Origin of the sequence: Aliirhizobium cellulosilyticum (assembly GCF_014198105.1) — a bacterium.
Taxonomy (GTDB): domain Bacteria; phylum Pseudomonadota; class Alphaproteobacteria; order Rhizobiales; family Rhizobiaceae; genus Neorhizobium; species Neorhizobium cellulosilyticum.
This window is the reverse complement of record NZ_JACIGW010000006.1, coordinates 103199-115301: the sequence shown is the minus strand read 5'-3', so window position 1 is coordinate 115301 and position 12103 is coordinate 103199. Positions and strand designations below refer to the sequence as shown.

The following is a 12103-nucleotide window of genomic DNA, read 5'->3' as shown; positions in this document are numbered from 1 at the left end:
GACAACAGGGGCGGATTTTCAGAAGCGGCTCCTGAGGCCGGCATAGAAGCCGCGACCGTCGCCCGGAATGTAGGCGGCCTGTCCCGCGGTCGCCTGATCGACCACCAGCGTCGAGGAAGCGTATTTTTCGTCGAACAGATTGGTGATCTCACCGAAGAGCGAGAGTTTGTCGTTGATGCGGTATTCGGTCTTCAGATCGACCACGGCGTAAGGATCGGCCCATAACGTGTTCATGTTGTCGACCGGCGTCTCGTCCGGCACCCATTTCAGGTTGGTGGAAATCGTCCAGTCGTCGGTCGCCTGATAAGCGAGCGCCAGGTTGACGATGTGGCGCGGTGCGCCGGCAAGGTAGTTGTCGCCACGCAACGGATCGTCGACGAAACGAAAATCCTGGAACGTGTAGGCTACCCGTCCGGTCAGACGGTCGGTGAGATCGGTGGATAGGCCGATCTCGATGCCGAAATGACGGGTTCGATCAGCATTGATGGCGCCAATGGATGCGCCGGTCGCATCGCGCAGGCTCAGAAGCTCATTGTCGATCCAGGAATAATAAGTGGTGAGGTCCCAACCAACTCTACCGGTCTGGCCGCGCCAGCCTCCTTCGAGTGTCGTTGCCGTCTGAGCTTCGAGAGCGGGCGTGATGAAGGCGTTGGAGGGCAGAGACGGGTTCGCAGGTGCCGGGCGTCCGGGGCTGCTGTTCGGGGTACCATTGATGGTCGCCAGCAGGTCGTCATGCGTTGGGGGTTCGAAGCTGCGGCTGATGGCGGCAAAGAAGATGTGATCGGTGGATGGTTCGTAAGTCACACCGAGACTGGGGCTCCAGGCCGTATAGCTGCGATCATAGCTGGTATCAGTCGCAGTTATGGCGCCGTTCGGCAGGCGTACCGTCGGGTTCATCGGATTGTAGGCGATCGTCGGACGCGTTGCCGACGAATAGGTATCGCTATTGCGCCGCGAGGCATGCGCGTATGAAATGGCAGGCGAAACTGTCCAGCCGTCGGCGACCGGAATGTTGAAACCGGCATGCAGCGACAGGGTCGAGGCGTCGAAGTCGTCTTCACCGAACAGGCCGCCGCGTGTACCCGCTTCATTGAGGTAATAACGGCGATCCGCCGAGCCGATCGTATAGAGCGCCGAGGTTTCGAACAAAGGCAGATCGCCAAATCCGTCCGGTGCATAGCTGTAGCGGGCCATGCCCGTCAGGTCGCCGCCGACCGTTTCGCGAATGCCGGCGGATACCGGAAAACGGAAGCTGTCGTCGGTATGGGTGTAACCGAGGCCGAGATCGATGCGGTGTTCGCCGAGATCGATCGTGGTACGCGAACCGAGCATCACCTGCGTTGCATCCCGGCGCGGCTTGTCGCGCAGCACATTGGGGCCGGGATTGGTGGCGACGCCACCGACAATGACAGGGCCTGCCGAAACCTGGCTCGGATCGCTTTCGAGCGCCGCCTTGTTGATCGGGCCGGCGACGTCAAAACCGAGATCGGTGTAATCGAAGAACACGCGGGTGGTCACGACATCGGAAAGCTCGGCAACGAAGCTGCCGCCGAAACTCACGCGCTCGGACGAATTGTAGTCACGAAAGCCGTCTCGTCGTGTCGCATCGGCATAGATCGAAGCGCCGAGGCTTTCATCGCCGAAATTGGCGCGCGCCGTGCCGCCGACCTGGCCGAAGCTGCCGCCGCCGGTGGTAATCTCGACGCCGGGCGCGCCGGCAATCGGTGGTGACATGAAGTTCATGGCGCCGCCAAGCACGGTGGCACCGAGCCGGTTCGCCATGTAGCCACGATAGACTTCCACGCCCTGCGCGGTCGAGGGATTGGCAAGCCCGACAATATAGGAGCCGTCGGCGCGGTTTATCGGCAGGCCGTCATGCAGCATCAGGATGCCGCGCTCGACCGGATTCTGCTGCAGGCCGGAGCCGCGGATCTGGATGCGCGGCTGGTCGTTGGCGCCGAAGAAATCCTGCACCACGACGCCCGGAACTCCAGCCAAAACATCCGACAGGGTCGGCGCAATCACACCTTGCCAGCTGTCGGCCTGAACCAGCGTGACGCCGCCGGCCATCCTGTCCATCACGCCATCGGACCAACCGGTAGTCGTTTTCTGCCCGAATTCCAGAACGATCGGCTCAAGTACGGTTGACGAACCTGGCACCGCAGATTGCGCCAGCGCTGTCTGGCTGAGCGAGGTGGAGGCAAAGAGAAGGATGAACGTATGGCTTGCTAAACGCTTGACGCCAGCGTTTCGATTGAGCGGTGTCTGGGCGACGCGCTCTTGTGTAATGGACATGATGAAAGGCCCCCGGACTGCATGTTTTGGATGCCACGCCCGTGCGCCATCAGGCGCCGCGAGGTGGCTACGGACAGAGCGAGGGGAATTCTTGGGGAAGGAGCACAGGCGCAACGGTCATGTCGCCAGCGTTAATGGAGCGCCGGTCCGGCTTCTTTGTCGGAGCGCAAACAAGGCTGACAAACTGGCCGTCGTCAGGACGTTCTATATGGTAGCCATACTCAGCGGATCGGCGCCGAACAAAAGGGCATGGCCGCCGAGGAGAAGCCAGAGGGTCATCGCCGCTGTCAGTGCAAATGCAAGCGCCATCGGGGCATCGACCTTCATCCTTTTTCTGCCGGTCGCGAATGTGGCCAGAGGCAGCAGCGGATGGTCCGCGCAAAATGCGCTCCAGCCCTGGCCAAGCCGACGCTTCGCGCGCCTGTCCAGCATGAGGAAACCGGCTGCGGAAAATAGGCCAAGTCCGCCAAAGAGGATGAGAGACCGCAGGTCGCCATTCGCAATCACGTGACCACCAGACCAGAAGAGGAAACCCCACAGAACAGGATGGCGCGTGACCGCGACAATGGCGCCCGGTCGATCACTGTGCCGGAAGGTTATCGAGGCGGGGTTGGGTGTGAACAGGCCGGAGAGGACAAGAAATATGCCAATCGGAGCGAGCACGAGTGTCACCATGGCATGGCTGCCTGATGGCTCCCAGAGTTCCACATAGGGCGTGTTCAAGGCGGCATGGAACACCCAGACGAGCAACAGAGTCGAGACGACCGAATAGATCAGGAGATAGGTTTTCCGGCCGAAAATAGCGATTGCGCCGTTACGAACCGGTGGGAGTGCCGGTACCGAATGCAACAATATGAATGCGATCAGGGCGAGATAAAGCTGGCTCAAGCGAAAATCTCCCGCTCTTCCGCCTCCGCGGCCAACAGGGCTTCCATCATCAGTTTCTCGGTGGAGACGTGGCGGCGCAGGCACTCCAGGAAGCTACGTAGCATTCTTGCTATCGTGTCGAGGGGAAGGGCGCACCGGCCCTCTGAAAGCGCTGTGAGGGTCAGCCGCAACTCTTCTCCCGCCAGTCTGTCGTAACGATGCTCGGCCTTCAAATGTTCGATAATCATGACCGAAAAACACGAACCTGCGCGATGGTCAAAGCCGGGAAATAGAACCCGCTCCTCCAGATCATGCGCTTCCCTGAGCAGCAGGAATATGGAATTGGAAAGGCGTTGCAGATCGACGTATTTCGGATCGGTTCCAATCTCTTCCATAGCCTGCTCGAGCTGAAGGCTCAGACTGAGGAGCTGCTGGTGATTGGTTTCGAGCCGGCGAATATTCGGTGCGTTCAGTGGAGTGACTGAGACTGTCATGACGCTTCTTCCCTTATTGTTGCAGGAACAGCATGCCGGCGATGATGACCGAGGCTGCAACTGCCGAAAGCGTGCCGGTGCGCTGAAGCACACCCATGCGCTGCAGGGTGAGCGCGAAGCCGATGATGATCGGTGTGGCGACGAGGAGGCCGACCTGTGCGTCCGTCATGATAGAATTCCTTTCGATGCTCCCACCATGCCTTGCTGATGCGCAATTCTCTTTGCCGAAGCGCAAAGAAGGACATCTTCGCGACGCCTATCATCGGGCATGACCATGCAAAATGAAATATCAGGCGGAGCGCCTCTGCAGATCGCTCATGAGACGGCTATCGATGACGACGCTCTGCTTCTTTGGATTCTGGTCTGGAGCGAGCTTATCGCCTTCGGCATTCTGCTCACGGCATTTCTCATCATGTCAGGCATACACGCAGACGACTTTGCGGTCGCCCGCATTCACCTAAACCCCGGCCTTGCGGCGGCAAACACTCTCGTGCTTTTAACCAGCGGCTGGCAGGCCGCGATTGCGGCACGGCGGCGGGCGTCGCCTTCAACAGCGCGGATTCCATTTTGCCTGGCCGCGGCCTTCGGGCTTCTGTTCGTCGTGATCAAATGTATCGAATACGCCGCCGAATTCCGTTATTCTTTCGATGCGACCTTCTCCTATTTTTTCCAGCTTTATTTTCTCATTACCGGGTTTCATCTTCTCCATGTCGTCTTCGGCAGCTTCGTCCTGCTTCTCGTCGCGTGGCGACCGGCGCGGGGCAATATCCTGCTCATCGCCACACTCTGGCACGCGATCGATCTTGTCTGGCTGGTAATATTCCCGATCATCTATCTGGTTTGAACGATATGCATGACACCCGTTTCCCAATACTTAGGACATTCATTCTCGTTCTTATTCTGGCTATCGGTGGCGCCACGATCGCGACTCTGTCTGACGGCAACCTGATCGCCATCGGTACCGTGCTGTTGATCGCTTTCGTCAAGGCGCGGTTCGTCATTCTCGACTTCATGGAACTGCGTCATGGCCAGCGTGGCATGGCACTCTCACTGTTGGCATGGTGCGCCCTGTTGCTTCTTGTGGCCCTGGCGCGGCCGCTTCTCGTTTCATATCTCGCCTAAGCCAAACCGCTCCCTTCTTTGCCAATGCACAAAGAAGGCTTTTCACCGAACAATAGAAAGAAGACGTCCCGCATGGCCGGCGAGGGGATCGTCCGGCCGCAACATGGCGGGGGATTTCGAGCCGTGGTCACTGACTGCGTCAGATGAGAGGACGTAAGGTATGGCAGAACGCCTCACCAAGACCGGAGCCCGCAACGTCTTTTACGGCGGGTCCATATTCTTCTTCGCGATTTTCGTGGGGCTGACAGCCCATAGTCACTGGTACATCCGCACGACCTCGACGGATGAAACGGCGCTCACCGACAGCGTTGCCCGCGGCAAGCATGTCTGGGAAAGAAACGCCTGCATCAACTGTCACACCTTGTTGGGGGAAGGGGCCTATTTCGCGCCTGAGCTGGGCAATGTCTGGGTTCGTTATGGCGGCAAGGACGACCCGGAAAGCGCCCGCGACAGCCTGAAGGCCTGGATGGCGGCGCAGCCCTCGGGCATCGAGGGGCGGCGCCAGATGCCGCAGTTCAACCTGACCGAACAGGAACTGAACGACCTCGCCGACTTCCTCGAATGGACGAGCAAGATCAACACCCAGAAATGGCCGCCGAACGACGCCGGTTGATGAGCTCGGACCCAAGGAGAAACATGCGATGAAATACCAAACTCAAAAGGTCGCGATGCTGTATTTCTACGGCGCGATCGGCCTCTTCCTGGCGCAGGTGCTGTTCGGCGTTCTGGCCGGCACGATCTATGTCATGCCAAACACTCTTTCCGAACTTCTGCCGTTCAACATCGTCAGGATGATCCATACCAATGCGCTGATCGTCTGGCTGCTGATCGGTTTCATGGGGGCAACCTACTATCTGCTTCCCGAAGAGGCGGAAACCGAACTTTATAGCCCAAAGCTGGCAATCGCGCAGTTCTGGATCTTTCTCATCGCCGCGGCCGTTGCCGTCGTGGGCTACATGTTCAAGATCCATGAGGGACGCGAATTCCTCGAACAGCCCTTTGCCATCAAGGTCGGCATCGTCATCGTCTGCCTGATGTTCCTCTTCAATGTCACCATGACTTCGCTGAAGGGCCGCAAGACCGTCGTCACCAACATTCTGATCTTCGGTCTCTGGGGGATCGCGATCTTCTTCCTGTTTTCCTTCTACAATCCGGCCAACCTCGCGCTCGACAAGATGTACTGGTGGTATGTCGTCCACCTGTGGGTCGAAGGCGTGTGGGAGCTGATCATGGCCTCGGTCCTGGCCTTCCTTATGATCAAGCTCAACGGTATCGACCGCGAAGTGGTTGAGAAATGGCTCTATGTCATTGTCGGCCTGGCGCTGTTTTCCGGCATTCTCGGCACCGGCCACCACTATTACTGGATCGGCGCTCCGGGCTACTGGCAGTGGATCGGCTCGCTGTTTTCGACGCTCGAAGTCGCACCCTTCTTCACCATGGTCATCTTCACCTTCGTGATGACATGGAAGGCCGGACGCAAGCATCCGAACCGCGCCGCTCTTCTATGGTCGATCGGTTGCTCGGTCATGGCATTCTTCGGCGCCGGCGTCTGGGGTTTCCTGCACACGCTGTCATCGGTGAACTACTACACCCACGGCACGCAGGTGACCGCAGCGCACGGCCATCTCGCCTTCTTCGGTGCCTATGTCATGCTCAACCTTGCCATCATGGCCTATGCCGTTCCGGAAATCCGTGGCCGCAAGCCCTATAACCAGTGGCTGTCCATGGTGTCCTTCTGGATGATGTGCACGGCCATGTCGGTGATGACCTTTGCGCTCACCTTTGCGGGTGTCCTGCAGGTTCATCTGCAGCGCGTGCTGGGCGAAGGCTACATGGACGTGCAGGACCAGTTGGCACTTTTCTACTGGGTCCGCCTGGGCTCCGGCGTCTTCGTCCTCATCTCGGCATTGATGTTTGTCTGGGCCATTCTGGTACCCGGCAAGGATCGCGTCCCGGCGATTAGCGGCATCGCTGAGCCGGCCGAATGAGTGACTTTCCGGCTCGCGATCCTGAAGCGTGGGCCGGGAATTATCCTTTCATCCTTAAGGAAATCTCCGATGAACATGCATCTGCGTCACTCGACCTCCCAGATCCCGGCCTATGCGCCGGCAGGCAATGAATGCGCCCTGTTCGAAACCGCCTGGACACGCCAGCTGCCTCTACTGCTGAAAGGCCCGACCGGTTGCGGGAAGACCCGCTTTGTCAGCCATATGGCGGCAAAGCTCGACCTGCCTTTGACCACCGTGTCCTGCCATGACGATCTCGCCGCCGCCGACCTTACCGGCCGTTATCTGCTGAAGGGCGGCGATACAGTTTGGGTCGATGGTCCGTTGACGCGGGCGGTGCGCGATGGCGGCATTTGTTACCTCGATGAAGTGGTTGAAGCCCGCAAGGATGTTGCGGTCGTGCTTCACCCCTTGACCGACGACCGCCGCATTCTGCCCTTGGAGCGCACCGGCGAACAGCTGGAAGCACCAGGCTCGTTTATGCTCGTGGTCTCCTACAATCCCGGTTACCAGAGCCTGTTGAAGACGCTGAAACCTTCCACCCGCCAGCGTTTCGTGGCGATCGAGTTTGATTTCCTGCCCAAGGCACGCGAGATCGAGGTCGTGGCGGAAGAAAGCGGCCTCGATGCCGCCCGTGTGGAACCGCTGGTCGAACTTGCCCGGCGGCTGCGGGCGCTGAAAGGCCATGATCTGGAAGAAGGCGTTTCCACCCGTCTTCTCGTCTATTGCGCGAGCCTGATCGATGCCGGCCTTGAATCGCGTGATGCGGTGCGCTCCGCGATGATCGAGCCGCTGACTGATGAGCAGGATGTGCGCTCGGCGCTTCTCGAACTGATGCAGGCGGTAATCCGCTAGGGGAGAACGCGATGCTGGATTTTCTCGAACTCGAAGAAACCGTCGGACGCGCCTGGCACAATTTTGCCGGCAATACCCGCACCTGGCCGCGATATGAGGCGGCGGCGGTGAAGCTGGAAGAGGTGCTTCCGGTGATCTCCGTCTGCTTCCGTGGTTTCGGTGGCGAGCGGGCGGTACAGCTCGTTCCCGCCCGGGGCAAGGCATCCGCGCATCGCCTGAAACTCCGCCAGCGCATGGGTTTGGGAGAAGAAAAGCTCGTCCACCCGGCCCGCGACGAGGCATCGTTGATGTTGCCGCCGGTGCTAGACCTGATGCCGCAGCGCGATCTCAACCGCGATCTCTATCTGTGGCTCGCGGCGGTCATGGCGCGGATGGATCTTTCGCCGATCCATGAAATCGATCCGCTTCGCCGCGATCTGGCACTGCTTGAACAGGCGGTACGCCGGGTGGAGGATGTGCTTGAAGCCTTCCCAGGATTGATGCCGCGTTATCAAAATCTCTGTCTGTCGCTGATCGAACAACGCCAGCGCGGAAAGCTGCCGCGTATCGAGCAGATGGTGGAAAATCGCATCGGCGATCTGTTGCGGCATGGCGCCGGTCTTGCGCCGCTTTACCAAGCGGGGCCGTGGCCGCTGAAGGCACCGCCCGGTTATTTGCCAATGCTGCCGGTGCCGCTCTGGCCGGATGCGTTTTCGCGTGAGGAGGCGGAACCGCGGCAGGAGGAGGATCATCCCGCCGGTGGCGCAACGCAGGATGCCATGGCGGGTGGCCGCCATATCGCCGTGCGCGAAAAGGATTCTCAGAGGAAAGGCGAGCGCAGCCCTTTTATCCTCAACCGTTTCGAAAAAATCCTCGCCATGGCGGAGATGGTTAATGTCGATCGCCCCAGTGACGATAGCGACGATCATGACGCGGCGGCTGCCGACGAATTGGACGAGATGACGCTCGGCGAGCGAAAGGGGCGACCATCGGCAAAATTCCGTTTCGATCTCGACCTGCCGCCGGAAGCGCTGGTGCATACGCCTCTTGTCGCCGAACTCACCTATCCGGAATGGGATTATCGTCGCGGCGTCTATATGCGCGATCATTGCCGGGTCTTTGCCGGTCCGGCTCCGCTGGAGGGCGAGGATTTCCAGCAGTCCGAGCAGGTCAAAAACCTCATTCGCCGGGTGCGGCGGCAGTTCGAGGTGATGCGGCCGAAACGCGAAATGCTGCGCGCCCAGTTCGATGGTTCCGATCTCGATCTCGATGCCGTGGTGCGCAGCCGCACCGACCTGAAGGCCAGCGGCGAATGCTCGGACCGCATCCATTTGATGAGCCGCCCGCAGGCGCATGATCTGGCGGTAACGCTGCTGGTCGATGTGTCGCTGTCTACTGATTCCTGGTTCAACGACCGCCGTGTGCTCGATGTGGAGAAGGAAGCGCTGATGGTGCTGGCGGAAGGCCTCTCCGCCTGCGGTGACAACCATTCCATCCTGACATTTACCTCGCGGCGTCGCGACTGGGTGCGGGTGGAAACCATCAAGGCATTCGACGAGCCGATGAACCAAGCTGTGCGCCGCCGTATCGCCTCGCTGAAGCCGGGCTATTACACCCGTATCGGCGCTGCCATTCGCCATGCAGCGGCAAAACTGTCCGAACAGCCCAACCGTAAGCACCTTATGCTGGTGCTGACCGATGGCAAGCCCAATGATGTCGATCACTACGAAGGCCGGTTCGCGCTGGAGGATACGCGGCGTTCGGTGATCGAGGCGCGTCGCAAGGGTGTGCAGGTGTTCGGGGTTACCGTCGATCAGGATGCCAAATCCTATGTGCCGGCGATTTTCGGTCAGCATGGATTTGCTGTCGTGCCGGATATCCGCAAGCTGCCTTCGGCACTTCCGGCCATCTATCGCGGGCTGGTCGGTTAATCCCCCAACCGACTCCAGCGAGGACCCGGCCTTACCCGAAGGCCGGGTCCATCTTCTACAATGAGCGTTTAAGCCGCTTTGGAATGGGTGCGGCCCGCCTGAGCAAGATAGGCGTCGAAACACGCAGCAACTGCCCTCACCAGAAAACGCTCCTCGCCGCGCAGGAGCAAAACCCCATTCTCCAATGTTACGATTTCATCTGCGAGCAGGCGTTGAAGCTGCGGATTCCCATTCACGACCGTATCTGCCGAGACACCGTGAGATCGGCATATCGCGGCAAGATCGACCGAAAAATCGCACATGACCCGCTCGATGATCTCGGCTCTCAGCCGATCGTCGGTGGTCAGCCGATAGCCTTTGGCAGTGGCAAGCTGGCCAGTGGCGACGGACTGCGCATATCGGCCGATAGCGACCTCGTTTTGCACGTAGCCGTGAGCTGAACGGCCGATCGCAGAAGCGCCGAAGCCGATCAGGGTCTCACAGGCGTCCGTCGTGTAACCCTGGAAATTCCGATGTAGCGATCCGGTTTTGGCGGCTATCGACAGGCTGTCGCCGGGAAGGGCAAAATGGTCGAGCCCGATCTGCCTGTATCCGGCATCGAGCAAGGTCTCGGCAATCGCCTCGGCCTGTGCATGGCGCCCGGCTGCGTCTGCGAGCGCTGCCTCATCGATCAGGCGCTGATGTTTCTTGAAGGTCGGGACGTGGGCATAGCCAAAAACGGCAAACCGGTCGGGGCGCATGGATATGGCGGTTTCTGCCGTTTCGATTGCGGAAGCGACGGTTTGATGCGGCAAGCCGTAGATGAGGTCGAAATTGATACTTCCGACACCGGCGGTGCGGAGGCCTTCAGTTGCAGCGCGGGTCTGCTTTGGCGTCTGAATGCGGTTGATCGCTTTTTGCACTTTCGGATCAAAGCTCTGTACGCCCAGGCTCGCACGCGTGACACCGGCCTTGCCGAGGGCAGAGATCATCTCATCGGTCAGGGTGCGGGGATCGATCTCTACCGCCAGTTCCGTTTTCTCGACAAAAGCGAAACGGCTGCGCAGGTGGAAGTCGAGATCCAGAAATTCATTTGGTTCCATGATCGTCGGCGTGCCGCCACCGAAATGGATCGTGGCTATTTCCGGTTTTCTCGGCATGGCGTCAGCAACCAGGCTTATCTCCCGTTTCAGGACATCGAGATAATCGAGTATCGGCTGGTCTTTCAGGGTGATCGTCGTGTGACAGCCGCAGTACCAGCACATCGACCGACAGAACGGAATATGGACATAAAGAGAGATGGGATCGTCGCCCTCGATCTGGGACAACCAGTCGCCATAGGTTCCACCACCAATGGACGGAGAAAACCGCGGCGCGGTCGGATAGCTGGTGTAACGCGGCAGGCGGGCGTCGCCATAGCGCTCAAGAATGCTTCTCTTCATCGTTCAACTCCTGTGACAGGAGCAAAATTAGAGGTCGCACACCTATCCTTCTTTGCCGAATGCCAAGCAGCGAACGGATTGGCTGGATCTGAAAGATCTTTGAGCCGAAACAACGAGGGGGCGTTTTGCGTGTGTTAGCGAAAAGTCATAGGCCGCGCCCCAGGCCCGACATATCTCGCGGGCAGATGAAGGACGATAAACACGATGAATGCAAAGCTTGGTGAGGTTCTCTCGATCGATGTTCGCGAAATTCCGGGGGCTCAGCGTCATCGGCGCATTTTCGGCACGCTGGAAACGCTTGAGCCTGGTGAGGTGCTGCACATTACCGTAGATCACGATCCGATCCCTTTGCGTATGCATCTCGATACGAACTTCGCCGGCCTTTTTGGGTGGGAATACCTCGAGCACGGCCCGCAGCTTTGGAAGGTTGAGCTCAAGCGGCTCAAGCATGATGGTTGCGGTTGTTCCTGCGGTGGCAATCACTGATATAAGCCGGCTGTTTTGAAACTGTCGGGTTAATTGCAGCGGCCCACATTCCTTTATTAGGAGAATCCGCATGTCGCAGGTTTACAAGGAACTCGATGTCCGCCCTATTCTGCGCGAAGGCGGGGAGCCTTTTCAGGACATCATGGCGGCTGTTCAGTCATTAGCGCCAGGAGAGGGGCTGCGGCTTCTCTCCACATTCAAGCCGACACCGCTTCTGCCGCTGATGAGCAGACAGGGTTTTTCAAGCGAAACCCTTGAGCTCGATACCGGCGATTGGGAGATTATCTTTTCGCCGATTGCAAAACAGACGGCTCATGTCGCCGTATCGAGCGGCGCCGAGGACGCTTCGGATTGGCCGGAGCCGTTATGGCAGCTCGACCTCGTCGGTGCGCAACCACCAGTCCCGATGGAAAAAGTGCTGTCGCGACTTTCGTTGATGGAGTCGGGCGAAGTCTTGTTTGTGCTTTTTGACCGCGAGCCAGCATTCCTGGCGACCGAGCTCGAAAACAGGGGGCACCGCTGGGTCGGTGCTTCGGATGGTTCAGGCAACGTCTATCGAATGCTTATCCGGGTCGGATAGCGGACTGGACCTGTTTCCATCCTGATCGTATCGCGTGTCATCGCCACTAAACAGTATAATCAGCCCC

At 59.1% G+C, this 12103-nt stretch carries 13 protein-coding genes; 8 read left to right on the top strand and 5 right to left on the bottom strand.

Annotation, left to right across the window (positions count from 1 at the left end; translation table 11 throughout):
• Positions 1-18: 18 nt before the first annotated feature.
• The 4 genes from GGE33_RS21630 to GGE33_RS21615 all read right to left on the bottom strand — a co-directional run bounded on the left by GGE33_RS21630 (position 19) and on the right by GGE33_RS21615 (position 3825).
• Complete coding sequence (locus GGE33_RS21630) at positions 19-2295, bottom strand: TonB-dependent receptor family protein (protein ID WP_183827811.1); 2277 nt, start codon at positions 2293-2295, stop codon at positions 19-21.
• Positions 2296-2499: 204 nt separating this feature from the next.
• Positions 2500-3183: an NnrU family protein gene (locus GGE33_RS21625; protein ID WP_183827808.1), complete on the bottom strand. Its 684-nt coding sequence runs from the start codon at positions 3181-3183 to the stop codon at positions 2500-2502.
• Positions 3180-3656 (bottom strand): hemerythrin domain-containing protein, encoded by a 477-nt coding sequence (locus GGE33_RS21620; protein ID WP_183827805.1) that lies wholly within the window; start codon positions 3654-3656, stop codon positions 3180-3182. Before GGE33_RS21620 ends, GGE33_RS21625 begins: the two co-directional genes overlap by 4 nt.
• A gap of 13 nt (positions 3657-3669) precedes the next feature.
• Positions 3670-3825 carry a hypothetical protein gene (locus tag GGE33_RS21615; protein ID WP_183827802.1) on the bottom strand — a complete coding sequence of 52 codons (156 nt, stop codon included), beginning with the start codon at positions 3823-3825 and terminating at the stop codon, positions 3670-3672.
• Positions 3826-3930: 105 nt separating this feature from the next.
• Here GGE33_RS21615 and GGE33_RS21610 point away from each other — a divergent pair, with 105 nt between their 5' ends.
• From GGE33_RS21610 to GGE33_RS21585, 6 genes are all read left to right on the top strand, one after another.
• Positions 3931-4500 (top strand): cytochrome c oxidase subunit 3, encoded by a 570-nt coding sequence (locus GGE33_RS21610; RefSeq protein ID WP_183827799.1) that lies wholly within the window; start codon positions 3931-3933, stop codon positions 4498-4500.
• Between the two features lie 5 nt (positions 4501-4505).
• The gene (locus GGE33_RS21605) at positions 4506-4778 is read left to right on the top strand and encodes a cytochrome C oxidase subunit IV family protein (RefSeq protein WP_183827796.1); all 273 of its coding nucleotides are present in this window, start codon (positions 4506-4508) and stop codon (positions 4776-4778) included.
• Between the two features lie 160 nt (positions 4779-4938).
• Positions 4939-5391, top strand: coding sequence for a c-type cytochrome (locus GGE33_RS21600; RefSeq protein WP_148144240.1), 453 nt, complete (start codon positions 4939-4941; stop codon positions 5389-5391).
• A gap of 28 nt (positions 5392-5419) precedes the next feature.
• Positions 5420-6766, top strand: coding sequence for a nitric-oxide reductase large subunit (locus GGE33_RS21595; RefSeq protein ID WP_183827793.1), 1347 nt, complete (start codon positions 5420-5422; stop codon positions 6764-6766).
• 69 nt (positions 6767-6835) lie between these two features.
• Positions 6836-7639: a CbbQ/NirQ/NorQ/GpvN family protein gene (locus GGE33_RS21590; RefSeq protein ID WP_183827790.1), complete on the top strand. Its 804-nt coding sequence runs from the start codon at positions 6836-6838 to the stop codon at positions 7637-7639.
• Positions 7640-7650: 11 nt separating this feature from the next.
• A complete protein-coding gene (locus GGE33_RS21585; RefSeq protein ID WP_183827787.1) occupies positions 7651-9549 on the top strand; it encodes a nitric oxide reductase activation protein NorD in 1899 nt (632 codons plus the stop codon).
• A gap of 68 nt (positions 9550-9617) precedes the next feature.
• Here GGE33_RS21585 and hemN read toward each other — a convergent pair whose 3' ends face one another.
• Positions 9618-10970, bottom strand: a complete 1353-nt coding sequence (hemN, locus tag GGE33_RS21580; RefSeq protein ID WP_183827784.1) for an oxygen-independent coproporphyrinogen III oxidase — start codon at positions 10968-10970, stop codon at positions 9618-9620.
• A 204-nt stretch (positions 10971-11174) separates the two neighbouring features.
• Here hemN and GGE33_RS21575 point away from each other — a divergent pair, with 204 nt between their 5' ends.
• Complete coding sequence (locus GGE33_RS21575; protein ID WP_183827782.1) at positions 11175-11456, top strand: DUF2249 domain-containing protein; 282 nt, start codon at positions 11175-11177, stop codon at positions 11454-11456.
• 70 nt (positions 11457-11526) lie between these two features.
• Positions 11527-12036, top strand: coding sequence for a DUF2249 domain-containing protein (locus GGE33_RS21570; protein ID WP_183827779.1), 510 nt, complete (start codon positions 11527-11529; stop codon positions 12034-12036).
• Positions 12037-12103 lie beyond the last annotated feature (67 nt).

Bases quoted from the DNA above. Each gene is read 5' to 3' on its own strand.
- GGE33_RS21630 (WP_183827811.1), bottom strand. From the start codon at position 2,295: ATGTCCATTACACAAGAGCGCGTCGCCCAGACACCGCTCAATCGAAAC.
- GGE33_RS21620 (WP_183827805.1), bottom strand. From the start codon at position 3,656: ATGACAGTCTCAGTCACTCCACTGAACGCACCGAATATTCGCCGGCTC.
- GGE33_RS21615 (WP_183827802.1), bottom strand. From the start codon at position 3,825: ATGACGGACGCACAGGTCGGCCTCCTCGTCGCCACACCGATCATCATC.
- GGE33_RS21610 (WP_183827799.1), top strand. From the start codon at position 3,931: ATGCAAAATGAAATATCAGGCGGAGCGCCTCTGCAGATCGCTCATGAG.
- GGE33_RS21605 (WP_183827796.1), top strand. From the start codon at position 4,506: ATGCATGACACCCGTTTCCCAATACTTAGGACATTCATTCTCGTTCTT.
- GGE33_RS21600 (WP_148144240.1), top strand. From the start codon at position 4,939: ATGGCAGAACGCCTCACCAAGACCGGAGCCCGCAACGTCTTTTACGGC.
- GGE33_RS21595 (WP_183827793.1), top strand. From the start codon at position 5,420: ATGAAATACCAAACTCAAAAGGTCGCGATGCTGTATTTCTACGGCGCG.
- GGE33_RS21590 (WP_183827790.1), top strand. From the start codon at position 6,836: ATGAACATGCATCTGCGTCACTCGACCTCCCAGATCCCGGCCTATGCG.
- GGE33_RS21585 (WP_183827787.1), top strand. From the start codon at position 7,651: ATGCTGGATTTTCTCGAACTCGAAGAAACCGTCGGACGCGCCTGGCAC.
- hemN (WP_183827784.1), bottom strand. From the start codon at position 10,970: ATGAAGAGAAGCATTCTTGAGCGCTATGGCGACGCCCGCCTGCCGCGT.
- GGE33_RS21575 (WP_183827782.1), top strand. From the start codon at position 11,175: ATGAATGCAAAGCTTGGTGAGGTTCTCTCGATCGATGTTCGCGAAATT.
- GGE33_RS21570 (WP_183827779.1), top strand. From the start codon at position 11,527: ATGTCGCAGGTTTACAAGGAACTCGATGTCCGCCCTATTCTGCGCGAA.